Origin of the sequence: Geopseudomonas aromaticivorans, from assembly GCF_019097855.1 — a bacterium.
GTDB classification, from domain to species: Bacteria; Pseudomonadota; Gammaproteobacteria; order Pseudomonadales; family Pseudomonadaceae; genus Geopseudomonas; species Geopseudomonas aromaticivorans.
The window spans coordinates 292,841-319,182 of sequence record NZ_JAHRGL010000001.1; the positions used below are offsets into that span (position 1 = coordinate 292,841).

Annotated in this window: 22 protein-coding genes; 11 read left to right on the plus strand and 11 right to left on the minus strand. The window is 65.9% G+C overall.

Annotated elements, in window-relative coordinates; all coding sequences use genetic code 11:
* Window positions 1-63 precede the first annotated feature (63 nt).
* The gene (locus tag KRX52_RS01325) at window positions 64-1,263 is read left to right on the plus strand and encodes a CaiB/BaiF CoA transferase family protein (RefSeq protein WP_217679342.1); all 1,200 of its coding nucleotides are present in this window, start codon (window positions 64-66) and stop codon (window positions 1,261-1,263) included.
* A gap of 9 nt (window positions 1,264-1,272) precedes the next feature.
* On the opposite strand, the gene KRX52_RS01330 is transcribed toward KRX52_RS01325, so the two are convergent.
* Both KRX52_RS01330 and ihfB read right to left on the minus strand, forming a co-directional pair.
* Entirely contained in the window at window positions 1,273-1,581 is a 309-nt protein-coding gene (locus KRX52_RS01330) for a lipopolysaccharide assembly protein LapA domain-containing protein (protein WP_217679343.1), read from the minus strand.
* Between the two features lie 44 nt (window positions 1,582-1,625).
* Window positions 1,626-1,910: an integration host factor subunit beta gene (gene ihfB, locus KRX52_RS01335; protein WP_217679344.1), complete on the minus strand. Its 285-nt coding sequence runs from the start codon at window positions 1,908-1,910 to the stop codon at window positions 1,626-1,628.
* Between the two features lie 188 nt (window positions 1,911-2,098).
* On the opposite strand from ihfB, the gene KRX52_RS01340 reads away from it, so the two are divergent.
* Window positions 2,099-2,770: a COG3650 family protein gene (locus KRX52_RS01340; RefSeq protein ID WP_217679345.1), complete on the plus strand. Its 672-nt coding sequence runs from the start codon at window positions 2,099-2,101 to the stop codon at window positions 2,768-2,770.
* A 78-nt stretch (window positions 2,771-2,848) separates the two neighbouring features.
* On the plus strand, window positions 2,849-3,844 hold the full coding sequence (locus KRX52_RS01345) for a type I glyceraldehyde-3-phosphate dehydrogenase (protein WP_217679346.1): 996 nt from the start codon (window positions 2,849-2,851) through the stop codon (window positions 3,842-3,844).
* A gap of 168 nt (window positions 3,845-4,012) precedes the next feature.
* Here KRX52_RS01345 and KRX52_RS01350 read toward each other — a convergent pair whose 3' ends face one another.
* Window positions 4,013-4,474, minus strand: coding sequence for an outer membrane lipoprotein (locus tag KRX52_RS01350; RefSeq protein ID WP_217679347.1), 462 nt, complete (start codon window positions 4,472-4,474; stop codon window positions 4,013-4,015).
* A gap of 101 nt (window positions 4,475-4,575) precedes the next feature.
* Between KRX52_RS01350 and KRX52_RS01355 the strand changes: the two genes are divergently transcribed.
* Window positions 4,576-4,836: a hypothetical protein gene (locus KRX52_RS01355; RefSeq protein ID WP_217679348.1), complete on the plus strand. Its 261-nt coding sequence runs from the start codon at window positions 4,576-4,578 to the stop codon at window positions 4,834-4,836.
* Here KRX52_RS01355 and pdxH read toward each other — a convergent pair whose 3' ends face one another.
* The 3 genes from pdxH to KRX52_RS01370 all read right to left on the minus strand — a co-directional run bounded on the left by pdxH (window position 4,837) and on the right by KRX52_RS01370 (window position 7,043).
* Window positions 4,837-5,484: a pyridoxamine 5'-phosphate oxidase gene (gene pdxH / locus KRX52_RS01360; RefSeq protein ID WP_217679349.1), complete on the minus strand. Its 648-nt coding sequence runs from the start codon at window positions 5,482-5,484 to the stop codon at window positions 4,837-4,839. It abuts the gene before it with no gap.
* Between the two features lie 84 nt (window positions 5,485-5,568).
* Entirely contained in the window at window positions 5,569-6,582 is a 1,014-nt protein-coding gene (locus KRX52_RS01365; protein ID WP_217679350.1) for an OmpA family protein, read from the minus strand.
* Between the two features lie 200 nt (window positions 6,583-6,782).
* Entirely contained in the window at window positions 6,783-7,043 is a 261-nt protein-coding gene (locus tag KRX52_RS01370) for a glutaredoxin family protein (protein ID WP_217679351.1), read from the minus strand.
* 303 nt (window positions 7,044-7,346) lie between these two features.
* On the opposite strand from KRX52_RS01370, the gene KRX52_RS01375 reads away from it, so the two are divergent.
* Together KRX52_RS01375 and KRX52_RS01380 are read left to right on the plus strand one after the other, a co-directional pair.
* Window positions 7,347-9,308: a cation:proton antiporter domain-containing protein gene (locus tag KRX52_RS01375; RefSeq protein ID WP_217679352.1), complete on the plus strand. Its 1,962-nt coding sequence runs from the start codon at window positions 7,347-7,349 to the stop codon at window positions 9,306-9,308.
* Between the two features lie 211 nt (window positions 9,309-9,519).
* Window positions 9,520-10,830: an OprD family porin gene (locus KRX52_RS01380; protein ID WP_217679353.1), complete on the plus strand. Its 1,311-nt coding sequence runs from the start codon at window positions 9,520-9,522 to the stop codon at window positions 10,828-10,830.
* Window positions 10,831-10,893: 63 nt separating this feature from the next.
* On the opposite strand, the gene KRX52_RS01385 is transcribed toward KRX52_RS01380, so the two are convergent.
* Window positions 10,894-12,102 carry an ammonium transporter gene (locus KRX52_RS01385; protein WP_217679354.1) on the minus strand — a complete coding sequence of 403 codons (1,209 nt, stop codon included), beginning with the start codon at window positions 12,100-12,102 and terminating at the stop codon, window positions 10,894-10,896.
* 601 nt (window positions 12,103-12,703) lie between these two features.
* Here KRX52_RS01385 and KRX52_RS01390 point away from each other — a divergent pair.
* Both KRX52_RS01390 and KRX52_RS01395 read left to right on the plus strand, forming a co-directional pair.
* Window positions 12,704-13,924 carry an EAL domain-containing protein gene (locus tag KRX52_RS01390; protein WP_217679355.1) on the plus strand — a complete coding sequence of 407 codons (1,221 nt, stop codon included), beginning with the start codon at window positions 12,704-12,706 and terminating at the stop codon, window positions 13,922-13,924.
* A gap of 73 nt (window positions 13,925-13,997) precedes the next feature.
* Complete coding sequence (locus tag KRX52_RS01395) at window positions 13,998-15,329, plus strand: deoxyguanosinetriphosphate triphosphohydrolase (RefSeq protein WP_217679356.1); 1,332 nt, start codon at window positions 13,998-14,000, stop codon at window positions 15,327-15,329.
* Between the two features lie 70 nt (window positions 15,330-15,399).
* Here KRX52_RS01395 and KRX52_RS01400 read toward each other — a convergent pair whose 3' ends face one another.
* Complete coding sequence (locus KRX52_RS01400) at window positions 15,400-15,738, minus strand: YggL 50S ribosome-binding family protein (protein ID WP_217679357.1); 339 nt, start codon at window positions 15,736-15,738, stop codon at window positions 15,400-15,402.
* Between the two features lie 201 nt (window positions 15,739-15,939).
* On the opposite strand from KRX52_RS01400, the gene dacB reads away from it, so the two are divergent.
* Window positions 15,940-17,400, plus strand: a complete 1,461-nt coding sequence (dacB, locus tag KRX52_RS01405) for a D-alanyl-D-alanine carboxypeptidase/D-alanyl-D-alanine endopeptidase (RefSeq protein ID WP_217679496.1) — start codon at window positions 15,940-15,942, stop codon at window positions 17,398-17,400.
* Window positions 17,401-17,557: 157 nt separating this feature from the next.
* On the opposite strand, the gene rlmKL is transcribed toward dacB, so the two are convergent.
* The gene (gene rlmKL / locus KRX52_RS01410; RefSeq protein ID WP_437439678.1) at window positions 17,558-19,891 is read right to left on the minus strand and encodes a bifunctional 23S rRNA (guanine(2069)-N(7))-methyltransferase RlmK/23S rRNA (guanine(2445)-N(2))-methyltransferase RlmL; all 2,334 of its coding nucleotides are present in this window, start codon (window positions 19,889-19,891) and stop codon (window positions 17,558-17,560) included.
* A 268-nt stretch (window positions 19,892-20,159) separates the two neighbouring features.
* Here rlmKL and rmf point away from each other — a divergent pair, with 268 nt between their 5' ends.
* On the plus strand, window positions 20,160-20,375 hold the full coding sequence (gene rmf, locus KRX52_RS01415; RefSeq protein WP_217679359.1) for a ribosome modulation factor: 216 nt from the start codon (window positions 20,160-20,162) through the stop codon (window positions 20,373-20,375).
* 100 nt (window positions 20,376-20,475) lie between these two features.
* On the opposite strand, the gene KRX52_RS01420 is transcribed toward rmf, so the two are convergent.
* Complete coding sequence (locus KRX52_RS01420; RefSeq protein ID WP_217679360.1) at window positions 20,476-21,498, minus strand: quinone-dependent dihydroorotate dehydrogenase; 1,023 nt, start codon at window positions 21,496-21,498, stop codon at window positions 20,476-20,478.
* Between the two features lie 221 nt (window positions 21,499-21,719).
* On the opposite strand from KRX52_RS01420, the gene KRX52_RS01425 reads away from it, so the two are divergent.
* The gene (locus KRX52_RS01425; protein ID WP_217679361.1) at window positions 21,720-22,592 is read left to right on the plus strand and encodes a DUF6685 family protein; all 873 of its coding nucleotides are present in this window, start codon (window positions 21,720-21,722) and stop codon (window positions 22,590-22,592) included.
* Between the two features lie 15 nt (window positions 22,593-22,607).
* On the opposite strand, the gene KRX52_RS01430 is transcribed toward KRX52_RS01425, so the two are convergent.
* On the minus strand, window positions 22,608-26,147 hold the full coding sequence (locus KRX52_RS01430; RefSeq protein ID WP_217679362.1) for an EAL domain-containing protein: 3,540 nt from the start codon (window positions 26,145-26,147) through the stop codon (window positions 22,608-22,610).
* Window positions 26,148-26,342 lie beyond the last annotated feature (195 nt).

Consider the following 26,342-nt stretch of genomic DNA (forward strand, 5'->3'; position numbering starts at 1 on the left):
CACACCTCGCCGCAGCGCACGCAATCGCCTAGGCTTGGCCATCCCCTTCGCCACGGAGCCACCATGTCCCTGCCCAGCAAACCCCTTGCCGGCCTCAAAGTCATCGAGCTCGGCACGCTGATTGCCGGCCCCTTCGCCTCGCGCATCTGCGCGGAGTTCGGCGCCGAGGTGATCAAGGTCGAGTCGCCCGATGGCGGCGACCCGCTGCGCAAGTGGCGCAAGCTGTACGAGGGCACCTCGCTGTGGTGGTTCGTGCAGGCGCGCAACAAGCAGTCGCTGACCCTCAACCTCAAGCACCCCGAGGCGCAGGCCATCCTCAAGCGGCTGGTGGCCGAGGCAGACATCGTCATCGAGAACTTCCGCCCCGGCGTGCTGGAGAAGCTCGGCCTCGGCTGGGAGGTGCTGCACGCCCTCAACCCGAAACTGGTGATGGTGCGCCTGTCCGGCTTCGGCCAGACCGGGCCGATGAAGGACCAGCCGGGCTTCGGCGCGGTGGGCGAGTCGATGGGCGGGCTGCGCTACATCACCGGCTTCGAGGACCGCCCGCCGGTGCGCACCGGCATCTCCATCGGTGATTCGATCGCCGCGCTGTGGGGGGTGATCGGCGCGCTGATGGCGCTGCGCCACCGCGAGATCAACGGCGGCCAGGGCCAGGTGGTGGACGTGGCGCTATACGAGGCGGTGTTCGCCATGCTGGAAAGCCTGGTGCCGGAGTTCGACGTCTACGGTTTCATCCGCGAGCGCACCGGCAACATCATGCCCGGCATCACCCCCTCCTCGACCCATACCAGCGCCGACGGCAAGCATGTGCAGATCGGTGCCAACGGCGATGCGATCTTCCGGCGCTTCATGCTGGCCATCGGCCGCGACGACCTGGCCAACGATCCGAGCCTGGCCAACAACGCCGGACGCGATGCACGGCGCGACGAGCTGTACGGGGTGATCGACCGCTGGGTGCAGTCGCTGCCGCTGGAGGAGGTGCTGGCCGTGCTCAGGCAGGCGGAGGTCCCCGCCAGCCGCATCTACAGCGCCGAGGACATGTTCAGCGACCCGCAGTTCCTCGCCCGCGACATGCTGCAGAGCGCACGACTGCCGGACGGCAAGGAATTCAGGATGCCGGGGATCGTGCCGAAACTCTCGGAGACGCCCGGCAGCACCGAATGGATCGGCCCGCAGCTGGGCGAACATACCGCCAGCATTCTCGAGCGCCTGGGTTACAACGTGCAGCGGATTGCCGAGCTGAAAGCGCAAGGCACCGTGTAGGTCTGTCGGTCAGGGGCGCGCCTGGCTATCGAGCTGCTCGCGCAGACCGTCAAGCTCCTTGCGGCAGCGGTTGAGTTCGCTGCGGTTGCGCGCCAGCGCGAACTTGAGACGGGCACGCAGGTAGAGGCTGAGCAGCACACCGGCGAGGCCGCCGGCGATGAACGCCAGGGCGACGAAGAGCGCGACCGGCCATTCGGGGCTTTGCAGCGTCATGAACTGCAAGCGGGCCTGGCCCTGGTTCTCGAGGATGAAGACCAGCGTGAGCACCGCGACCAGCAGGGCGGCGGCAATCACCAAGACACGTTTGATCCAGAGCATGGGCTTTCCTCGAACAGGGCCGACCGGTGCAGACGGCGTGAACGTCATTCCAATTCGTTGACGCGGTCGCGCAGCTCCTTGCCGGGCTTGAAGTGGGGAACGAACTTGCCATCCAGACGCACCGACTCGCCGGTCTTGGGATTGCGCCCGACGCGCGGCGCGCGGTAATGCAAGGAGAAGCTGCCGAAGCCGCGAATCTCGATGCGATCACCGGCAGCCAAGGCATGCGCCATCTGCTCAAGCATAGTCTTGATGGCCAACTCGACATCCCTGGACGACAGTTGACCCTGATGGGTAACGATGCGTTCGATCAACTCCGACTTGGTCATGGTTTTCCCTTGTGTTTCAAGCGGCTAGATCATCTTTGAATGTTTGTAGCATGCTCCAAGGGGTTTGACCAGCCCATTGCTATTGACAGCACGAAGCGATTGTGTGACCTGCCGCTTAGGCCTGCAGCTTCTTGTCGCCGCCAGCGGCGGCGATTACCGTGGCGGCCATTCTGAGATGGAGAGTTGTCATGCGTATTGCGTCTGTACTGGCCGCAGGACTGTTGCCCCTGCTGGGCGGCTGCCAGTGGCTGCCGTGGCCGGCGAAACCAGCGGAACCGGCGCCACTGCGCCTGCAGGGTGAGCTGACCCGCAGCGCTGGAGAGCTGGTGCTGCACCCGTGCCACCAGCAACGCAGCCTGTCCATCACCGCCGAAGACAGTCTGGGGCTGCCCTATGCCGTGGCCCGCCTGCAGCAGACTGGGCAACAGCCATTGTTCGCCGACCTCGCCGGTCGGCTGCAGGAAGACGCCAGCGGCGAGCCGTCGCGCCTGCGGGTCGAGCGCCTGTATCGCCTGCAACCGGGGGCACAACAGGGCTGCGACGACGCCCAGTTCAAGCGCCTGATCGTGCGCGCCAGTGGCAACGAGCCGGGCTGGATGGTCAGCGTGAGCGCCTTGGGCATGATGCTCGAGCGCCCCGGCGTCGAGCCCCTGGCCCTGCCCTATGTCGAGGAACGCCTGCCGGACGGCAGCCTGAGCTTCACCAGTGAGGCCGACGGCCGACGCGTGGAACTGTGGCTGACGCCGGGTCGCTGCGTCGACAGCATGAGCGGTGCGCTCGGTCATCTGCAGGCGCGCCTGCAACTCGACCGCCAGCCGCCGTTGATGGGCTGCGCAGCGCTGGGTGGCGCGCGCGACTGAGGGCGCCGGAGCTTATTCCCGGGCCGCTGCACAAGCAGCTATGCTCCTGAATGAGAAGAACAAAAGGGAGTCAAAGCCATGCTGCGTATCGCAATCAACGGTTATGGCCGCATCGGCCGCGCAGTGCTGCGGGCCATCTTCCAGCAGGGACTGGAGTCACGCATACGCGTCGAGGCCATCAATGATCTCGGCGACCACGCCACCCTCGCCCACCTCACCCGCTTCGACTCGACCTACGGCCGCTATCCCGGCAGCGTGACGCTGCACGGGGACTGCCTGCAGATCAGCGGCCAGTCGATCCGACTGTTGCAGGAAAAGGATCCCGGCCGCCTGCCATGGGCCGAACTGGGCGTCGATCTCGTGCTCGAGTGCAGCGGCAAGTTCAAGACCCGCGCGCTGGCCGAACAACACCTGCTCGCCGGCGCACCGAGGGTGCTGCTCAGTCATCCGCTGGACAGCGCCGACCTGACCGTGGTCTACGGCGTCAACCATGAGCTGCTCGGCGACCAGCAGATCGTCTCCAACGCCTCCTGCACCACCAACTGCCTGGCTCCGCTGGCGATGGTGCTGCACCACGCCGTGGGCATCCGCCAGGGGCTGATCAACACCGTGCACTCCTACACCAACGACCAGAACCTGCTCGACCAGGCGCATAGCGACCTGTACCGCGCACGGGCGGCGGCGCTGTCGATGGTGCCGACCAGCACCGGCGCAGCCAAGACCATCGGCCTGGTGCTGCCGGAGCTGGCCGGACGGCTGGATGGCCTGTCGGTGCGCGTACCGACACCGACGGTATCGCTGCTGGACCTGACCTTCATCGCCGAGCGCGCGACCAGCGTCGCCGCCCTGCGCGACGTCCTGCTGGCCGCCATACAGGAGCTGCCGGTCGGCGTCATGGACTGCAACGAACTGCCCTTGGTGTCCTGCGATTTCGCCGGCCACCCCGCCTCCTGCGTGGTCGACCTGAACCAGATCCGCGTACAAGGCGACCTGGTCAAGGTACTGGCCTGGTACGACAACGAGCGCGCCTTCGCCCTGCGCATGCTGGACGTAGCCCAGGCCTGGGCCGACTGAACAAGGCGACTGCGGCTCGGCGCAAGCAGGCGAGTGACGCGGTGCCGGAGCCGTCGGCGTGCGCTATGCCGGATATCGCCACGCGCGCAACAGACTCTCGCCCGCCGCTCCGGCACCCGCCAGAGCGGCGGGCGAGCATTAGGCGGTAGCGGCAAGCAACTGATTTACTTAGTGTGCCACGCGGCTGGTACCGTTGACGGTCATGACACGCACCCGGTCGCCAACCCGGAAGACCTCGCCCTCGGACACTTCCTGGACATAGGCGCGCATGGTGCCATCGTCCTCGCGCACGGTGATTTCCACACCCTGGGTACGGGTGAAGCCTTCCTCGGTTGCCGCGCCGAGCAGACCACCGGCCACCGCACCGATCACCGCGGCCACGGCACTGCCGCGACCGCTGCCGATCGTGCTGCCACCGATGCCGCCGGCTACCGCGCCAGCCCCGGCGCCGATCGGCGTCTTGGTGCCCTCGATACGTACCGGCCGCAACGCGGCGATAGTCCCCATGCGCACGGTTTGTACCGCCCGCGCCTCGTCGCGTGAATAGGTTTCGCCACTCAGATTGGAGGCACAACCACCCACTGCCAGGGCCGCCACGGCCAGACTGAGGAATACAGCTGATTTGCGCATGACACTTCTCCGTTTTGCTTGCCGCCTTACCCGCCCAGCGCCAGCGCTTTTCCAGCGCGCCATGATCGGCTAGGGTGGGCACGCCTTTCTGGGAGCCCAATATGGACTACTTCATCATCTTCATTACCACTGTAACCGGTTTGTACTTCCACTGGTGGCTGTACAAGCGGATCCAGCGCTGGACCGATCGCGACCTTGCCCTGTCCTTCGCCGGCGACGACCCGGCCAAACGCGCCTACATGCTCGAGCGCCTGCAACAGGCACAGACCGAAGGCGTCAAGCGCAAGGCCCTCGCCGCCTGGCTGGAGCGTGCTGCAACCCAATACCGGCCTGCAGCATCAGCCCCCCCTCAGCAGGCCTGATCAGGGCGCCAGGCGCTCACGCACCCACGCACCGGCTTCAAGACGATAGTTTAGACGGTCGTGCAGGCGGCTCGACCGTCCTTGCCAGAACTCCAGGCGCTCCGGCACCAGCCGGTAACCGCCCCAATGTTCCGGGCAGTGCGGCGCGGTTTCCATGAAGCGCCGCTCGGTCTCGGCCAGCAGCCGCTCCAGCTCACCGCGCCCGTCGATAACCTGGCTCTGCGGCGAGGCCCAGGCGCCCAGGCGGCTGCCCAGCGGGCGCACCTTGAAATAGGCGTCAGACTCAGCCGGCGTCACCTTCTCCACCCGGCCCTCGATGCGCACCTGACGCTCCAGAGTCGGCCAGAAGAAGGTCATGGCCGCGCGCGGATTGGCCAACAGCTGCTCGCCCTTGGCGCTGTCGTAGTTGGTGAAGAAGGTGAAGCCTCGCTCGTCCAGCGCCTTGAGCAGCAACACCCGGCAATGCGGCTGCCCCTGAGGATCGACCGTGGCCAGGGTCATGGCATTGGCCTCCACCGGCGCCTGTTCGGTCTTCACCGCCTCGGCAAACCAGTGGCGGAACAACGCGAACGGCTCCAGCGGCGCCAACTCCTCGGACAATCCGTCCCGGGTGTAATCGCGGCGCATGTCGGCAAGCGACTGGGTCATGGCAGAACTCCTTGGGCAATGAAGGTGTCAGCTTACCCCCGGCTCGGCCTTGCCGCACGTGATCGGCAGCAAGGCCATCGCCACTCAGCGGCTGTTCTGCGCCACCAGCGCCGACAGGGCGTCACGCTGGGTCAGGATGATCTCGATCCGGCGGTTCTGCTCACGGCCCTTGAGGTCGCCATTGCTGGCGCGCGGCTTGTCCCCACCCATTCCGCGCAGCATCAGCCGGTCGTTCTTCAGGCCGCTCATGCGGAAGATCGACGCTACCGCCTGCGCCCGCTCCAGGGTCAGCTTGCGGCTCTGCTCTGCATTACCGCTGCCATCGGCGTGCCCCAGCACCAGCACGGCGCTCTGTGCATCGCCCGCGACCAGCTTGGCCATCCGGCTCAGCGGCCCGAGCGTGATCGGCAGCAGCATGTGCGGGCGGTCGCGATTGAAGGAGGTATCCGCCGGAGCCACCAGCACCAGGAGGTCGCCGCGACGCTCGACCTCGAACTTGCTGCCTGCCACCGCGGCTTTCAGGCGCTTCTCGTTGTCGTCCAGCCAGGCCTTGCTGACCGGCTGGGGCTCGCTCTTCTTCGACTGGGGCTGGGCCTTGCTGTCGGCAGCCTTGTCCTTGCCGCCAAACGACCACCAGCTGCCGCCTGTTTTCTTGACCTCGGTCTGCGCGGCCTTCTTCCCGGCCTGGTCGTCCGCCGGCTGTGCCGCAGCCGGCTCTGCCTTCGGCTCGACCTTGGTCACTGCCGCCGGCTCCGGCTTCTGCGCGGGTTTCTTCTGCTCGACCTTGTTTGCGACCTGTTCGGACTTCTGCCCGGCCTTCTTTGGCTCAACCCGGGACGCTACCGGCGCCGGCTTCTGCCCGGCCTTCGCAGCTGTTTGCGGCGTTTTCTCGACCGGCTTCGCCGGAGCGGGCTCGGCCTTGTCCTCCACCCGCTTGGCAGCCTCTGCGGGCTTGCCTTGCTCTGCACGAGCCGTCGCCTCCTTCCCACCGAACGACCACCAGCCATCCTTGGCTGAAGCGTTACCGGAATCGGACTTGCCGGCACAACCGGCCAGAGCGACACACACGAACAGAGCTGCAGGTTTTACGAGAGACATGATCATTTCCAGTTGAACAAGACAGAACGTTGCCGGCCAAGGGCCCTTTGAGACAACCCCGCCAGCGGCTCCGGGTGATTGGCCCAAGCGCTCAGCGCACGTGCGCGACGCCCAAGCATCAGTAGTATAGGTGCCTGCCCCAAAACGGGCAGATAGTGCCGTATCGAACGGAGGGTCGCTACTGCTGGCCAGTGGCCGTATCAGTCGCCTGCCGGACTCGGCGAGAGGCCGAAAAACTCCGCCAGACGCTGGCCATCGAACGGCCAGCCCAGCTCGTCCGCGGTGTCGACCCGGCGCAGGACGGGGATGCGCAAACCATAGGCCTCGACCCACTCCTCGCGCTCGGCGATGTCGACCAGCTCGACCTGCAGTCCCAGTCCGACAAAAGGCATGAGCAGTTCCTCCGCCTGTTCGCACAGGTGACAACCGAGGGTTCCAAACAGCAGGCAATCGGGCAGCATGACTTCGCTCATGGTGAAGGGGCGAGACGGCAGTTTAACATGCGCGACAACCACCCGATGGCGCACACCAACCGAGTGGCCTGCGCGGCTGGCTGGTCAACTCAGGTTCGGACGCTCGCGGTCCCCGCAACACGTCATGGCAGGGCCATGGCAAGGCGTGGCAACGCAGTATCGGGGCCTCGGGCATTCGAACCGGACTAACCGAGCCAGCCAACCAGGCCACTATGCCGCTCTGGACGCTGGCGCCATGGATTGGGCACCCTGCGGGGGCTTTGTATCCCTTTCGTTTCTAGAGAGTTATCAGTGTTCGCCAATCTACTGATCATCCTGGCCGCCTCGCTGCTGGTCATTGCCCTGTTTCGCCGCCTGAAACTGCCGCCCCTGCTGGGTTACATGAGCGTTGGTCTGGCGCTCGGCCCCGGCAGCCTCGGCTGGCTCGAACAGCACGAGGACATGCCGCTGCTCGCCGAGTTCGGCGTGGTGTTCCTGCTATTCAGTCTCGGCCTGGAGTTTTCCCTGCCACGCATGCTCGCGCTGCGCCGGGTGGTGTTCGGGCTCGGCAGCCTGCAGGTCATCGCCTGCACCCTGCCGCTGGCCGGCCTGCTCCACCTCGCCGGCCTGACGCTGCCGGCCGCCCTGCTGCTGGGGGGCGGACTGGCGCTGTCTTCCACCGCCATCGTCACCAAGGAACTGGGCAGCCTCGGCGAAGTGTTCACCCCGCACGGGCAGAACGCCATCGGCGTGCTGCTATTCCAGGATCTGGTCGCCGTGCTGTTGCTGACCATGATCCCGGTGATCGCTGGCGGCGCCGAACAGACCTGGTACTGGGCGCTGCCGATCACCCTGGGCAAGGCCGCACTGCTGTTCACGGCCCTGCTGGTGGCCAGCCGCTGGCTGTTGCCACGGCTGTTTCACGAGGTAGCCCAGGCCAATGCCGCCGAACTGTTCGTGCTGCTGGCGCTGGTGATCGTGCTGCTCACCGCCTGGCTGACCCACCTGCTGGGTCTGTCCATGGCGCTGGGCGCCTTCCTCGCCGGCATGCTGCTGGGCGAGAGCCACTATCGGCACCAGATCGAAGCCGACATTCGTCCGTTCCGCGACATTCTCCTCGGCCTGTTCTTCGTCAGCGTCGGCATGCTCATCGACCTCAGCCTGTTTGCCTCCCAGGGCCTGCTGATCCTGGGCATGGCCCTGCTCTTGCTGCTGCTCAAGGGCAGCCTGGTGGCGCTGCTGGTGCGTCTGCGCGGCGACAGCAGTGAAAGTGCCTGGCGCAGCGGACTGGCGCTGGCCCAAGGCGGTGAGTTCTGCTTCGCCCTGGTCTCCCAGGCCCAGCAGGCCAAGCTCGTATCGATCGAGACTGGCGGCCTGATCCTGGCCGCCACCTTCTGCTCCATGGCCGTTACCCCGCTGCTGCTGCGCGGGGCACCGCAACTGGTCGCCCGTCTCGGCCAGCGCCCGCATGCCGAAGGTAGCGCCAGAGAGATTGCCGCTGCCTGCACCGAGCTTGACCAGCATGTACTGATCTGCGGCTTCGGCCGGGTCGGCCAGTCGATCGGACGCTTTCTGCGCAGCGAGGGCATCCCCTTCGTGGCGCTGGACAACGACCCGGTACGCGTGCAGGAGGCTGCCGCCGGCGAACACAGCGTGCACTTCGGCGACGCACGTCGTGGCGAACTGCTGACTGCGCTCGGGGTAACGCGCGCCCGGCTGCTGGTAATTGCAGCCGACAATCCCGAGCACGCCTTGGCAACGGTCAAGGAGGCCCGCAAATTCTCCGAAACCCTGCCGATCCTGGTGCGCACCCGCGACGACAGCCACCTTGCCAGCCTGCAAGCCGCCGGCGCCAGCGAAGTGGTACCGGAGCTGCTGGAGTCGAGCCTGATGCTCGCCTCCCATGCCCTGGTCATGCTTGGCCTGCCGGAACGGCGGGTGCAGGCCCGCATCGACGAGGTGCGCCGCAGCCGTTACCACATGCTGCATGGCTTCTATCACGGCGCCAGCGCCAACCTGATCGACCAGCAGGGGCGGCCGCGCATCCTGCTGCACGCGGTCAACCTGAGCGCCGACGCCTATGCCTGCGGTCGCACGCTGGCCGAACTGGACCTGCCGGCGATGGGCGTTGCGCTGCAGGCCGTACGCCGCGATGACGGGGAGCTACCACTGCCCGGCAACCCTGCCCTGTGCGAAGGCGATGCCCTGCTGCTGGCCGGCCCGCTGGACGCCATCGAAAGCGCCGAGGCCTGGCTGCTGGCGGGCATTCGATGAACAGGCGATATCGTTAAATGGTTAATGAAGACGAATTAACTTTTTAACAATCGAACAAACCTGCATCGCTCCATGACCATCTCGACAAAACAGGAAAAACATATACCAACGTATAAGAGCCGCCATCATAATGTCGTGTTTAATTCACATAGTTTTACAAACAGCAGGGTTAACCCTGTTGCACGACTAAAAAAAACAAGGAGCACCCCCAATGAGCTTGACTCCCCTCGCTCGCGCCGTTGCACTGGCGACCCTTGGCGCCGGCATGATCCTGCCGAGCCTGGCCCAGGCCGACTTCGTCAAAGACAGCAAGGCCAGCCTGGAGCTGCGCAACTTCTATTTCAACCGTGACATCCGTCAAGCCGGCGACCCGAAAGTTCCAACCACCGTGGGCAAGCCGACTGATCGCGTCTCCAAACAGGAAGAATGGGGCCAGGGCTTCATTGCTCGCTACGAATCCGGCTTTACCGAAGGCACCATCGGCTTCGGCGTCGACGCCATCGGCACCCTGGGCCTCCAACTCGACTCCGGTCGCGGCACCAGCGGCACCGGTACGCTCCTGCGCGACCGCGAAACGGGCGAGCCTCAGGACAGCTACGGCGATCTCGGCGCAACCGCCAAGTTCAAGGCCTCCAAGAGCGTGCTGAAAGTCGGCACCCTGATGCCGGCTCTGCCGACCATTTCCGGCGTGGACAACCGCCTGCTGCCGACCAGCTACCAGGGCGGCTACCTGAACTCCCAGGAAATCGCCGGCCTGAGCCTGGACCTCGGCATGGTGAATCGCATCAACTACCGCGATTCGCAGGATCATGAAACCATGACCCTGGCTGCCACCAGCAGCAAAAACGGCATCGGCGGCAAGCGAATCAATACCGCTGACAGCGACGAGTTCATCTTCGGCGGCGCCACCTACAAGTGGAACGACCAGCTGACTACTGCTTACCACTACGGCAAGCTGGACCAACTGTACAAGCAGCACATCGTCAACGTCGTGCACGTACTGTCGATCGCCGAAGGCCAGAGCCTGAAGTCCGACCTGCGCTACGCCCAAAGCAACGAGGATGGCAACAGCAATGTGGACAACAACGCCTTCGGCGCCATGTTCACCTACACCCTGAAGGCCCACAAACTGGGTCTGGGCTATCAGTCCCTGACTGGCGACACCGGTTACGCCTTCATCAACGGCAACAACCCGTTCCTGGTCAACTACGTGCAGATCGGCGACTTCGCCAACACCGACGAACAGTCCTGGCAGGTCCGCTACGACTACGACTTCACCAGCCTCGGTATCCCGGGCCTGACTTTCATGACCCGCTACATCTCCGGCGATAACTTCGATATCGACGCCAAGGGCACCGAAGGCAAGGAGTGGGAACGCAACACCGAGCTGAAGTACGTGTTCCAGCAAGGCACCCTGAAGAACCTGGGCCTGCACTGGCGCAACGCGCAGATGCGCAGCAACTACGCCAACGACCTCGACGAAAACCGTCTGATCGTCAGCTACACCCTGCCGCTGCTCTAAGCCGTCCGGCAACAACGAAGAAGCCCGCTCTCGAGCGGGCTTCTTCGTTTCCGGCCGACCGACTTACTCGTGGCTGGTCGCACCAATCTTGTGGATCGACAGGTCCGCGCCGTAGTACTCCTCCTCCGCACTCAGACGGATACCCAGCGTGCGCTTCAGCACACCGTAGACCAGCAGGCCGCCGGCCAGCGCCAGCACGACACCCAGCCCGGTGCCGAGCAACTGGCTGACCAGACTGACCCCGCCCACCCCGCCCAGCGCCTGCTGGCCGAAAATACCGCAGGCAATGCCGCCCCACAGGCCACACAGACCGTGCAACGGCCAGACGCCAAGCACGTCATCGATCTTCCAGCGGTTCTGCGTGGCGGTGAAAGCCCAGACGAACATCGCCCCCGCCACCGCACCGGTGAACAGCGCACCGACCGGGTGCATCAGGTCGGAGCCGGCACACACCGCCACCAGCCCGGCCAGCGGCCCGTTGTGCAGGAAGCCGGGGTCGTTGCGCCCGACCAGCAGCGCGGCGAGGGTGCCGCCGACCATGGCCAGCAGCGAATTGACCGCCACCAGGCCACTGACGCCCTGCAGCGTCTGCGCACTCATCACGTTGAAGCCGAACCAGCCGACGATCAGGATCCACGACCCCAGCGCCAGGAACGGGATGTTCGACGGCGCGAAAGCCACCAGCCGACCATCGCGATAGCGGCCATTGCGGGTACCGAGCATCAGCACCGCCCCCAGCGCCAGCCAGCCACCGAACGCGTGCACCACGACCGAGCCGGCGAAATCGTGGAAGGCGGCACCGAAGCGCTCCAGCAGCCAGGCCTGAAAGCCGAAATTGCTATTCCAGACCATGCCCTCGAAGAACGGATAGATGAAGGAAACGATCAACACGGTCGCACAGAGCTGCGGCCCGAACCTCGAACGCTCCGCGATCCCGCCGGAGATGATCGCCGGAATCGCCGCGGCAAAGGTCAGCAGGAAGAAGAACTTCACCAGCGCATAACCATTGTCGGCGGTCAGTCCGCTGGCCGGCCCGAAGAAGTTCACGCCATAGGCCACCCAGTAGCCGATGAAGAAGTAGGCCAGACTGGAGACCGCGAAGTCGGCAAGGATCTTCGACAGCGCGTTGACCTGGTTCTTCTGGCGGACGGTGCCGACCTCCAGAAAGGCAAACCCGGCATGCATGGCCAACACCATGACCGCGCCGAGCAGGATGAACAGAGTATTCGACCCGTGGATCAGGCTTTCCACGGCACTATGCAGGTTTTCCATCAGCGCAATGCGCTCCTCAGCTGGGGCAGGAAGGCACCAAGGCGGATCATTTTCTGCCATCCACGCACTACAGACGAGCGCGCGCACCATCCTGAAGCACTGATCACAATAGACCAGTCGGCCAGGAAACACCGGTCGGCAAGGCCAGCCTCGGTTGCTGGTTCTTGAAAATCAAGGGGTTGAGTACGTGTGGCAACATCCTGTTGGTCATCGCCCAGCCACTGCGCAAAGCTGGCACAGGCGCACACGCATTAAATTAATGCAAGCACTATGCCGGCACGCACCATGATCCGGCAGAAACGCCGCAATCACGCGCACAAGATCATGCAAAACAGCACATTCGCGTTCGACTTACGCGCCGGAAACCATTCCGGGCAGGGCTCATGCATCAATTGAGGCCAGCCGGCACTGAAATCGCGCGCACCGCCGAGCCTGTTACGGAAGCCTTGTGCCGCGACTGCCCCCTCCAGGCAATCTCGAGCACCGAAATAGCGCTTCGAGGCAACTGGGGCCGCCCTGGCCAGGGGCGCGGAAGGAAAACTGGCCACATTCTTGCTTACCTGCGCCGACCGCCCTTTCGGGCCGCACGCTGGAGCCCCTCGTGTTCGATGGCCAACCCTTCGCCGTCTTCCAACCCGTTGTCGATACCGCCACTGGCCTGATTGCCGGGATAGAGGCACTCGCCCGCCTGCGCGACGCCGATGGTCACCTGCACTCGGCCGGCCCGCTGTTCGCCAATCCGAAAACCAACCAGGCCGCCCTGCGCCGCCTCGACCGCACGGTGCGCGACCAGGCGCTGCAGTCCCTGCACCAGGCGCCGACCGACTGGTTCCTCAGCCTGAACATTTCGCCCCGCTGGATCAGCCGCCTGCGCCCCGGCCAACCGCTGCCGAGCCTGCGCCAGCTCGAGGAGCTTGACGTTGCCCCGACTCGCGTGGTGTTCGAGATCACCGAACTCGGCGCCCCCAGCCAGCGCCTGATCGATGCGGTCCGGCAGTACCGCGCCGCCGGCGCACGCATTGCCGTGGACGACTTCGGCGCCGGCTACTCGCAGCTCGACAGGGTTCTGGCCCTGCAGCCGGACATCCTCAAGCTGGACATGCGCCTGTTCCAGGCCGCGGCGCGCGGCGGGCCCAGCAGCGAGGTGGTCAAGGCGCTGGCGCAGATGGCGGAAAAGACCGGCTGCCAGATCATTGCCGAAGGCGTGGAGACCGAAGCCGAACTGGATTTCGCCCTCGAATGCGGCGCGCGCTATGTGCAAGGGTTTCTGTTCGCCGCCGGACAACCGGAGTTTTTCGCCAGCGACGCCTTCTCCAGGCGCTTCGCCACCCTGCGCGACCACTATGTGCAACGCAAACTGGCCGAGCGCGCGCGCCTGATCGAGCTGCGTCGCCAGCTCGGTGAACTGATGGGCCAGCTGCGCCCGTGGGCCGAAAGCCGCGCCGGGGCCGGCGCCATGCCGCTCATGACGGAGTATCCCTGGCTGCTGCGCATCTATCAGTGCGACCGCACCGGCAGCCAGGTCACCCCGAATATCGAACGCCAGGCTGGCGGCTGGCGCGAGGATCCCAGCTACCTGCGCCACAACTGGTCGTGGCGCCCCTACTTCCACCAGCTGCTGGCCGAAGGCCTGGATGAGTGGCGGCTGACCCTGTCACCCACCTATCGCGACGCCACGACCAACCAGTACTGCCTGACGGCCGGCCAATGCATCGACAGCGGCCGCCGTCTGCTGCTGCTCGATATCGACGCCGCCGCGCTGAGCGCCTGCCCGCGAGTTGCCGCGTCGCGCCCTGTTCCGGTCGGACTCACCGCCTCCTGAGCAGGCTGTACGGAGCTTGCACGCCGACCGCGCAGCCCGCAAGCTGGAAATCCCCGACCGCGGAGGATCCGCTTTGGACTGGAATACCCTGCTTACCCGTGAACGCTTCGGCAAACCCGTACAGAGCTCTGAAGAGCTCGGCCGCAGCGCCTTTCACAAGGACCACGACCGCATCATCTTCTCCGGCGCCTTCCGCCGCCTGGGGCGCAAGACCCAAGTGCACCCGGTATCCAGCAACGACCATATCCACACTCGCCTGACCCATAGCCTGGAAGTCGCCTGCGTCGGTCGCTCGCTGGGCATGCGCGTCGGCGAGATGCTGCGCGAGGCGCTGCCGCGCTGGTGCGACCCCGGCGATCTCGGCGTGATCGTGCAGTCCGCCTGCCTGGCCCATGACATCGGCAATCCGCCGTTCGGCCACTCCGGCGAGGACGCCATCCGCCACTGGTTCCAGCAGGCCGACGAACGCGGCTGGCTGGATGCCCTGAGCGAGGCCGAGCGCGCCGACTTCCTCGGTTTCGAGGGCAACGCCCAAGGCTTTCGCGTGCTGACCCAGCTGGAGTACCACCAGTTCGACGGAGGCACCCGGCTGACCTACGCCACCCTCGGCAGCTACCTGAAATATCCCTGGACCGCCCGCCACGCCGACGCCCAGGGTTACAAGAAGCACAAGTTCGGCTGCTATCAGAGCGAGCTGCCGCTGCTCGAACAGATCGCCCGCAAGCTGGGCCTGCCGAAGCTGGAAAACGAACGCTGGGCACGCCATCCGCTGGTGTATCTGATGGAGGCGGCCGACGATATCTGCTACGGCCTGATCGACCTCGAAGACGGCCTGGAGATGGACCTGCTGGACTACCCGGAAGTCGAGGCGCTGCTCCTCGACCTGGTCGGCGACGACCTGCCGGAGACCTACCGCCAGCTCGGCCCCCGCGACTCGCGCCGGCGCAAGCTGGCGATCCTGCGCGGCAAGGCCATCGAGCACCTGACCAACGCCGCCGCCCGCGCCTTCGTCGCCCAGCACGACGCCCTGCTCGCCGGCAGCCTGGAGGGCGATCTGGTCGAGCACATGCACGGCCCGGCCAAGCAGTGCGTGCTGCGCGCCAAGGCTCTGGCGCGGGAAAAGATCTTCCAGGACAAGCGCAAGACCCTGCACGAGATCGGCGCCTATACCACCCTGGAGATCCTCCTCAACGCCTTTTGCGGCGCCGTACTGGAGCAGCATGGCGGGCGCACGCCGTCGTTCAAGAACCGGCGCATCCTCGACCTGCTCGGCAACAACGCGCCCGATCCCCACTGGCCGCTGTACAAGGCGTACATGCGGGTGATCGACTTCATCGCCGGGATGACCGACAGCTACGCCACCGAGATGGCCCGCGAGATGACTGGCCGTTCCAGCCCGGTGTGATGTCCTGAAAATGCAAAAGCCCCGCGTCACTGACGTGGCGCGGGGCTTTTGCCTGGAGCAGACGATCAGATCAGGCGTTGATCGGCTTTTCCGGGTACCAGGCATCGGCCAGCTTGCCGAGGGTGTAGCTTTCCAGCTCGCTGCGGCCCTTGAGCCAGGCGTCGACCTTGGCGCGCTGCTCTTCGGTGACCGAGCCACGCTTGCCCAGGCAGACCATGCCGAACTCGTCGCAGCCGATGAAGATCATGTCGTTGTCGCTGATCGCTTCCTTGAGGAACTGCCCCAGGAAAGCATCGACGGCGACTTCGTCGAGGTCTTCGCGATAGTTGAGCAGCAGCTCGAAGCCGAGCTCCTGGAACTCGTCGACACAGAGCTTCTTGCGCAGACGGCGGGAGCGATTGGTAGCCATGGGGGCATCCTTGAAAAGGGGTGGAGGTGCGGCACTCTACCAGCTTCTGCCCGGCAGGCCCACGGCAGGCGAGCCGTCCGGCACGCCAAAGCCCCGTTATAGGGCGTTTCGGGCATAATAAGAAATATTATTCAAACCGCGAATGTGAGCCCTCTCGTGTTGTTCCGCGCGCCCAAGTCCTTGCTCGCCAAGGCATTGAAAATCGGCCGACCGCTGCGCCGGCTCGGCCTCGCCGGCCTGTGCCTGCCCATGCTCCTGCCGCTGCCCGCCGCTGCGGCAGCACTGCCGCCCCGGGTGGAGCAGGCGCTCAAGGCCAGCAAGATCAACAGCGATGCGTTGTCGCTGGCACTGATCCCGCTCGACGGCCCCGGCACCGCCAGCTACTTCAACGCCGACGCGCCGGTGAACCCGGCCTCGACCATGAAGCTGGTGACCACCTATGCCGCCCTCGAGCTGCTCGGCCCGACCTACCAGTGGAAGACCGGCTTCTACACCGACGGCCCGCTGCGCAACGGCGTGCTGCAGGGCAACCTCTACCTCAAGGGCGGCGGCGACCCGAAGCTGACCATGGAGCGCCTATGGCTGCTGCTGCGCGACCTGCGCAACGCCGGCGTGCAGCAGGTGCAGGGCGACCTGGTGCTGGAGCGCAACCACTTCCGTCCGGCACTGCACCCCTCGTTCAACGACGATGGCGGCGACTCCAGCAAGCCCTATCTGGTCGAGCCGGACCCGCTGATGGTCAACCTCAAGACCCTGCGCCTGATCGTCCGCGGCGAGGCGCGCGGCGCCGCCGTGCAGGTCGAGCCACCGATTCCGTACATCACCATCGACAACCGGGTGCGCGTGACCGCCTCCGCGGCCTGCCCGAGCTGGCCGCAGGTGAACTACAACGTCCAGCCGCAGCAGGGCAACGGCCTGACCCTGGTGGCCACCGGGCAGATCCCGGAGGGCTGCAGCGGCCAGCGCTACATGTCGCTGCTCGACCATCCGACCTTCAGTGCCGGCGCCGTACGCGCGCTGTGGGGCGAACTGGGCGGCAGCATCCAGGGGCAGGACCGCCTGGCCGCCACCCCGGGCAACGCGCGCCTGCTGGCTCAGGCCTGGTCGCCGGATGTGGTGGAGATCATTCGCGATATCAACAAGTACAGCAACAACACCATGGCCCGCCAGCTGTTCCTGTCGATCGGCGCGCGCCACCGCCTGCCCAGCGACCCGGACGATGCCGCGGCAGCCTACCGGGTGATCGACCAGTGGCTGACGCGCAAGGGCATCCGCGCGCCGCATCTGGTGCTGGAGAACGGCTCGGGACTGTCGCGCAACGAGCGCATCAGCGCGCGGGAAATGGCCGCCATGCTGCATGCGGCGTGGAACAGCCCGTATGCCGCCGAATACATCTCCTCGCTGCCGCTGGCGGCGATGGACGGCACCCTGCGCAAGCGCATGCGCAACACGCCGCTGGCCGGCAACGCCCACCTGAAGACCGGCACCCTGAACAACGTCCGCGCCCTGGCCGGCTTCAGCCGCGACGCCCAGGGCCATACCTGGGCGGTGGTGGCGATCCTCAACCACCCGCGGCCGTGGGGCGCCTCGGCGATCCTCGATCAGATCCTCCAGGAACTCTACCGGCAACCGGGCAATCTCAGCGCCAATGCTGGGCACTGAGCCGACACGAAAAAGCCGCCTGACCGGGTGACGGACAGGCGGCTTTTTTGTGTGCTGGAAACGTCGGAGGACTAGCCGCACAGCAGCCTAATCCACCAGCGGCACCGCCCAGGTGCCGCTGGGCGGCATGGGTGGATTACGCGCGGCCAAACCCCTCCTAGCGGGCGGTCATGCGCCAGGCGCGGTGGATCTTCGGGTTGCGGACGAAATCCGGATCGAGGGTCTGCGCGCTGATCTCCTCCACCGCGTAACGCTCCGCCAGTGACGGGTCGAGCTGGAACTTGCGGAAGTTATTGGAGAAGTACAGCACGCCGCCGCGGGCCAGGCGGGCCATGGCCAGATCCAGCAGGCGCACATGGTCGCGCTGGATGTCGAACACCCCCTCCATGCGCTTGGAGTTGGAGAAGGTCGGCGGATCGATGAAGATCAGCTCGTATTCGCCGCGATCGGCTTCCAGCCACTCCATCACGTCGCCCTGCTCGAGCTTGTGCTTGTCGGAGAAGCCGTTGAGCGCCAGGTTGCGCCGCGCCCAGTCCAGGTAGGTCTTCGACAGGTCGACGCTGGTGGTGCTGCGCGCACCGCCCTTGGCCGCATGCACGGTGGCCGTCGCCGTGTAGCAGTACAGGTTGAGGAAGCGCTTGCCGGCGGCTTCCTTCTGGATGCGCAGGCGCAGCGGCCGGTGGTCGAGGAACAGGCCGGTATCCAGATAGTCGGTCAGGTTGACCAGCAGCTTCACGCCACCCTCGCCGACCTCCATGAAGCGGCCCTGCTGGTCCTGGCGCTCGTACTGCTTCTTGCCGACCTGGCGCTCGCGGCGCTTGATCACCACCCGCGCAGGATCCATGTCCAGCGCCTGGGGAATCGCCGCCAGGGCATCGAGCAGGCGCGCCTGGGCCTTGTCCGGGTCGATAGAACGCGGCGGCGCGTATTCCTGCACGTGCACCCAGTCGGCGTACAGATCCACCGCCAGGGCGTATTCGGGCATGTCGGCATCGTACAGGCGGTAGCACTCGACGCCTTCGCGGCGCGCCCACTTGCCCAGGGTCTTGAGGTTCTTCTGCAGGCGGTTGGCGAACATCTGCCCGCCCTCGGACAGCCGCGCCGGCTCGCTGCGCACCGCCGGCGGGCGCTCGACCAGCTGGCCGCCGATCATCCGCGCCTGGCTCGGCGCCGGCTGCGCGGCCGACTCGTTGCGGCCAGTGACGAACTGATCGGGCAGCACCTTGAACAGCAGCAGCTTGCACGGCAGCGCGCCGTTCCAGAAGGCGTACTGCTTGTGGCTGCGGATGCCCATGCGCTTACCCAGTTCCGGAGCGCCGGTGAAGACCGCCGCCTCCCAGTTCAGGCAGGACTGGCGCAGGCGCTCGCCGAGGTTCTGGTAGAGGTACAGCAGGCTGGCTTCGTCACCGAGGCGCTCGCCATAGGGCGGGTTGCACACCACCAGGCCCGTCTGGTTCTGGTCCGGACGCGGCTCGAAGGTGGCCAGCTCGCCCTGGTAGATCTTCACCCATTCGCTCAGGCCGGCGCGCTCGACGTTGTTGCGCCCCGGCTGGATCAGCCGCGGATCGGCCTCGTAGCCGCGGATCCACAGCGGCGGACGGGCCAGGCCGGCAGCGGCACGCGCCTCGGCTTCGCCGTGCAGCTTGCTCCACAGCGCCGGCACGTGGCCGAGCCAGTTGGAGAAGCCCCACTTCTCGCGCTTAAGGTTGGGCGCGATATCGGCGGCCATCATCCCGGCCTCAACTAGGAAGGTGCCGACGCCGCACATCGGGTCGCTCAGCGCGCCGCCCTCGGCGGCGATGCGCGGCCAGCCGGCACGGATCAGGATGGCGGCGGCGAGGTTTTCCTTCAGTGGCGCGGCGCCCTGCTGCAGGCGGTAGCCGCGCTGGTGCAGGCTGAAGCCGGAGAGGTCCAGCGACAACACCAGCTCGCCTCGCTCGAGACGGGCATGGATGCGCAGGTCAGGCTCGTACTTGTCCACCGACGGGCGCTCGCCGGCGGCGGTGCGCAGACTGTCGACGATGGCGTCCTTGACCTTGAGCGCGCCGAAGTGGGTGTTGTCGATGCCCGCGCCGCGACCGGAGAACTCCACCGCCAGGCTGCCCGTGGCCAGCATGTGTTCGCTCCAGTCGACCGAGCGCACCGCCTCGTACAGCGCCTCGGCGTTATCCACCGGGAAGCGGCCGAGCACCAGCAACACGCGGTTGGCCAGCCGCGACCACAGACACAGACGATAGGCCGTTTCCATGCTCCCCTGCCCCTGCACGGCGGCCACCTGGGAGCGCCCTTCGACCAGGCCCAGGTCGGTGGCTTCCTCAAGCAGCAGGGTTTCCAGGCCCTTCGGGCTGGTCAGAACGAGCGGGTACAGATCGGACATGCAGTATTCCAAGGGCAAAGCCCGTAATTGGGGTGTGACGGCGGGTCGCAGCCAACCCTTCGTCGGGAGGGAGCCGCCGCAGCGACTACCATCATCAAGGTATCCAGTATCCATGCAAAGCCTGCCGGAACGCGAGCCGGTGCAAGGTCCGGGCGGACTCAGGCGGCTGCTTATAGTCCAGATAGCAATTCAGTTAAGCCTTTATTACAAAACGATCATTCACAGACCAGCGGCTATTGGTTAGAACTGAGCGCAGTCCGCAGCCGCAAGAGCTGCGGAAAATGCTCGCCACGCCGGCAGCGAGCAGTACATGGCAGAACCTCTGCCAGGCCTCGACGGGGGCCAACGGGACAGTACAGTCAACGAACGAGGGCAATACCCGATGAGAAGACTTAAGCGTGATCCGTTGGAACGAGCCTTTTTGCGCGGTTATCAGTATGGCGTCAGCGGGAAATCCCGCGATATGTGCCCCTTGAACCTTCCCTCCGCCCGCCAGGCTTGGCTCAATGGCTGGCGCGAGGGGCGTGTCGACAACTGGGAGGGCATGACCGGCACCGCCGGTATCCACCGACTGAGTGAAATCCACGCCGTAGGCTGATTCTTCGGCTTTCGCAACGACCTCACCCGTTATCCATTCCTCAACAGACCAGGGCTCCTTCGGGAGCCCTGACTGTTTCCGCCATCTGCCGGTCGGCGACTCAGGCCTTGCCGGCTGCAGCGATGGCATCCACCGCTGCGCGGATCAGCGCCGGGCCCTTGTAGATGAAGCCGGAGTAGATCTGCACCAGGCTCGCGCCGGCGGCGATCTTCTCCGCCGCATGGGCGCCCTCGGTGATGCCGCCCACGGCGATGATCGGCAGACGACCACCCAGCTCGCCGGCCAGCACGCGTACGGTATGGGTACTCTTGTCGCGCACCGGCGCACCGGACAGGCCGCCGGCCTCGTCGGCATGCGCCAATCCCTCCACACCCTCGCGGCTCAGGGTGGTATTGGTGGCGATCACCGCATCCATCCCGGTATCCAGCAGCGCGCGGGCCACCAGCACGGTTTCCTCGTCGCTCATGTCCGGGGCGATCTTGATCGCCAGCGGTACGCGGCGGCCATGGCGCTCGTTCAGGTCCTCCTGACGCAGGCGCAGGGCCTCGAGCAGCTGCTTGAGCGAGTCGCCGAACTGCAGGCTGCGCAGGCCGGGGGTGTTGGGCGAACTGACGTTGACCGTCACGTAGCTGGCATGCGGATAGACCTTGTCCAGGCAGATCAGGTAATCGTCCACCGCGCGCTCGACCGGGGTGTCGAAGTTCTTGCCGATGTTGATGCCGAGCACGCCGCGGTACTGCGCAGCCTTGACCCGCTCCAGCAGATGATCGACACCGTGGTTGTTGAAACCCATGCGGTTGATGATCGCCTCGGCCTGCGGCAGGCGAAACAGTCGCGGCTTGGGATTGCCCGGCTGCGGACGCGGGGTCACGGTGCCGATTTCGATGAAGCCGAAACCCAGCTGAGCGAAGCCGTCGATGGCGTCACCGTTCTTGTCCAGGCCGGCGGCCAGACCGACCGGGTTGGGAAACTCCAGTCCCATCACCGTCACCGGCAGGCTCGGCGTCTTGCACAGCAGACGATTGAGGCCGAGCCGGCCAGCCGCACCGATCAGGTCGATGGCCAGTTCGTGGGAGGTTTCCGGGGACAGCTTGAACATCAGCTCGCGAGCCAGAGCATACATGGGCAAAGGTCATCAGCAGGTAATCGGGCCCGGATTATAGCCCGCCTGCAGCACTGCGGCGAAGCCGCAGCGATCCTCGCGGCGGGTAACCGATCGTCGCGCGCCAACAAATGGCCAGCATTTTGTCGCACCAAGAAGTCGGTTAGCCTTATCCTTTAGGACGTTGGCATGCAGAGACTCCGCATGCCTGTATTTCATCAGTTTGCAGGAAGCACCCAGGCATGAGCATGCCACCTCCATCGCTGACCGGCCGTATCGCCGCCTTGGCCCAGCGCCTTGGTTTCGCCCGCCGTGGCAGCCAGCAGCTGCTGGAGCAGGCGTCCCGTTTGCGCCTGCCCTTCGCCCCACTGCCGCCGGTGCCGGACAGCATCTGCTGGCACGACGGTCCGCCGCTGCAGCATCTGGCCAGCCTGCCACGCGGCGCGCTGTCCGGTCCGGTGCAGGAGGACAAGGCCGCGGCCCATAGCGTCCTCAGCGCCTTGGTGCAACTGAGCGAGCGGGAGCTGAGCGAGTTCGACCTGCGCTGGATCGACGGCCACAGTGGCACGCCAACTCCCGGCAAGTTCTTCCGCACCTTCGAGGAATACGCCGCCGCCCCGGCCTGCCGGAGCATCCGCCTGATCAGCTACAAGGACTTCAGCCGCGCCCTGGCCCTGGCCTTGCCGCAGCAGAGCGGCGGCACCTCGCTGGTCCTGCGCCAGGCCAACTGGCGCGGCGAACGCTACTTCTGGTGTGGTGAACAGGCCTCCCAGGCCTTCTCCTGCGCCGTGGCCTATGCCCGCCGTCGCGGCCTGACCCAGCACTTCCCGGCCCAGCTCAGCGAGTACCGCCTGAGCCGCATCGGCCTCGACCAGCTGGACGCCGGCTATCACATGCTGGCCATGCCGGCGGATGCCTGGAGCGATGCGCGCTTCATGCGCCTGCTGCTCACCGGCATGCCCTATGCCCGCCTGCACCTGCTGCGCGACAGTGGCGGACCGGAATTCCTCCTGCTGCCGCGCAGCCAGAGCGAAGCCAATGCCCTCGGCGAAGGCCTGCGCCTGGCCGGCGCGGCCGACGTCAACGCCTGGCTGCGTGCCCTGTTGCCGGGCTGATCCCTCGCTCGCCGTTCAGGCCGGCAGGACCTGCCGCTCCTGCACCAGGCGGGCCGCTGCCTGCTCCGCCGGCAGCGGGCGGCCGCACAGATAGCCCTGCACCGCGTCGCAACCCTGCGCACGCAACAGTTGCAGCTGCTCCGCGTTCTCCACGCCTTCGGCGACCACCTGCAGATCCAGCCCCTGACCCATGGCGATGATGGTGGCGACGATCTTGTCGGCGCGCTCGTCCTGCCCCAGGCCGTCGATGAAGCTCTTGTCGATCTTCAACTTGTCGAGCGGGAAGCGACTGAGATAGGCCAGCGACGAATAGCCGGTGCCGAAATCGTCCACCGCCAGACGCACGCCCAGTGCCTTGAGTTCACTCAGCCGCGCCTGGGTGGTCAGGTCCTGCGCCATCAGCGCGCCCTCGGTGATTTCCAGCTCGAGCAGCGCCCCCGGCAGACCGCTGTGCGCCAGCGCCCGGCGGACCAGTTCAACCACATCCAGATGCTGGAACTGGTGCGGCGACAGGTTGACGCTCACCGGCACGTCGAGCAAGCCGGCCGCGTGCCAGCGCAGGGCCTGCCGGCAGGCCTCGTGCAGCACCCAGTCGCCGAGCGCCAGGATCAGCCCGGTTTCCTCGAGCAGGGGAATGAACACCCCCGGCGAGACCGGCTCGCCGCTCTCCGGCTGCCAGCGTACCAGCGCCTCGAAGCCGAGTATCCGTCCGCTGGCGACATCCACCTGCGGCTGGTAGTGCAGTACGAACTCCTGGGCGGTGATCGCTCGATGCAAGCGGCTTTCCAGAGCCTGGCGGTTCTCCGCGGCGCGGGTCAGCTCCTTGGTGTGGAAATGGTAGCTGTTGCGCCCGTTTTCCTTGGCCTGATACATGGCCACATCCGCACAGCGGATCAGCTCGGCCATTTCCTGGCCGTCGTCGGGAAACAGGCTGATGCCGATGCTGGCCCCCACGAACAGCTCATGGCCACTGCCGGCGCGGAACGGCTGCTGCAGCAGGTTGATCAGATCCTGCGCCAGCGCCGCTGCCTCTTCGGGATGGTGGATGGACTCCAGCACCAGCAGGAACTCGTCGCCGCCCAGGCGGGCGAACATGTCCTCGGCCCGAATGCGCTGGCGCAGGCGGCGGGCGATCAACACCAGCAGCTCGTCCCCGACCGAGTGGCCGAGACTGTCGTTGACCCGCTTGAAACCATCCAGATCGAGGAACAGCACCGCCACCTTGCAATGCAGGCGGCGAGCCCGCTCGATGGCGCCATTGAGGTGCGACTGCACCAGCAGACGATTGGGCAGACCGGTCAGCGGGTCATAGTGCGCCAGGCGCTCGAGCTGGGCCTCGGACTCCTTGAGCTGGGAAATGTCGCTGAACACCGCGACATAGTTGGTCAGCTTGCCCTTGTCGTCACGTACCGCACTGATGCTGTGCCACTGCGGGAACACCTCGCCGCTCTTGCGCCGGTTCCACACCTCGCCCTGCCAGTGCCCCTCGTCGAGCAGCGCCGCCCACATGTCGCGGTAGAACTCCTTGCTCTGTCGACCGGAGCTGACAATGCTGGGATTGCAGCCGAGCACCTCGTGCTCCTCGTAGCCGGTGATGTCGCAGAACGCGCGGTTGACCGCGATGATCCGCGGCGAGGTATCGGTGATCACCACCCCCTCACGGGCATTGGTGAACACTGCCGCGGCATGCCGCAGCTTCTCGTCCGTCGCCTTGCGCGCAGAGATGTCGATCAGTAGCCCCTCGAGATACTGCACCTCACCGGCCGTATCGCGGTGCACCCGCGAGTAGTCCTCGATCCAGATATAGCTGCCGACTCCGGTACGGATACGGTACTCGAGAACGAACTCCGGGCAGCGCTCGTGAATGCAGCGTTCTACCTCGCTCAGCACCAGCGCCAGATCGTCCGGATGGATCAGGGTGGTGAACCAACGCGCCCCATCAAGCAACTGCTCGGCACGGTAGCCCCAGCGCTCGACATTGTCCGACACGTACTGCACCGGCCAGCCGTTCTCGAGCTTGCGGCGCCACAGCACCATCGGACTGGCCACCACGGCATCCACCACCGCCTGAATCGTCTCGCGGTCACGGTAGCGCTGGCTGACATCCAGCAGCGTGCCGATGATCGCCGGCAGACCATCCAGCTCGATGCGCGTGCCGAAAGCCTCGGCCATGAACTCCCTGCCGTCACGGGTCAGGGCGCGGAACTCGAAGTGCACCGAAGTCCGTTCGCCACTCTCGCAACGGGCCAGCAGGTTGCCCACCTCGCCGCGATTCCCCTCGCCGACCAGATCCAGCAGCGCACGCGCCACCAGATCGTCCGCCTGGTAGCCGAACCATTCGGCCATGCGTGGATTGACGTACTCGAAGTGCCCGTCCCGCAACACGTAGACGCCCACCAGCGAGCGCTCGACCAGGCCGCGAAAACGCGCCTCCTTGGCCATCAGCTCGGCACCGGCGTCCAGCTCGGCCTGCATGTCGAAGCAGCTGCCGATGTAGCCGTGGAAACGGCCATCGTGCCCGATCAACGGCTCTCCGTGCAGCTGCATCCAGTGGAAGTGGCCTGTCCGCGAGCGCAGACGCAGGCGCGACGAGAAGCCCTTGCCAAAACCATCACCGCCGGCTCGCAGCAGGGGCTCGAGCAGATGGCGGTCGTCCTCATGGACCGCCTGCCACCAGCCCTCCAGCAGGCTTTCCGCCCGACTCATGCCGGTGAACTGCAGCCAGGCGGCGTTCACGTAGACACAGGTGCGCTCGGCATCAACCCGCCAGACCGGGCTGGGAATGCAGTTGAGCAGATATTCGTTGTAATCCCGCGCCGTCACCACCCGCTGCATCAGCGAGGCGAACTCGGCAGCCAACTGTCCCACCTCGTCGTTGCCCTGTGACGGCAGCGTACCCAGTCGCCCGCTGCTCATGCGCCGAACATCCTGCAGCAACTCCTCGATGCGATCGGTGAGCAGACGCTTGAGCAGCCAGGCCAATAGCAGGGCCAGCAGCAGCAACGGCAACAGCAGCGGCAGCAACTGCTTGCCGGTGCGCGACCAGGCATGGCCGCGCAGCGTATCGGTACGCATGGCCAGCACCACCATGTCCGGCACGCCCTGCCCCACCAGCCCGGGGCCTGTCCCCAGCGGGTAGCCGCCGAGGAGCAGGTCGCTCTCCTCCAGCCAGTGCAGGTGACGCTCCTCCAGGTCCGCCCGGTCGCCCAGCAGACGCTCGATGGCCGGGACACTCAGCGGCATACGCATGACACCCTGCGGCAGACTGAGGGCGCGCATCCGTCCGCTACTGTCCAGCACCGCGGCGTAGACCAGCGCCGGATGGTTGAGATGCTCGGCGAACAGATGGCCGAGCTGATCGATCGAACCGGAGCCATTCAGCTCCAGGCCGCCCGCCAGGAAATGGCCGATGAAATCGGTCGTGATTTCCAGCTCGCTCATCGCTTCCTGTTGCGAATGGCGATACACCGACACCAGCTGATACACGGACACCAACAGGCCGAAACCGAGAAAGGCGCTCAACAGCAGGCCGCGCAGGGTGAAAAACCGATTCATCCGCAATCACTCAAGAGACAGCAGTTTCGCCAGGGGCATCGAAGATAACTCGCTCTCGAGCCGGAGCCCGGAGCCCGGAGCAGTACTGCCAGCCAGGGAAGCCGGCGATTTGAAGAGCAGCATGGAGCGCCCCGCAGGGCGCCACGCCAACAGCATACTGTGCATGGGCCTGCAGCAGAAATGCAAAAGGGTTAC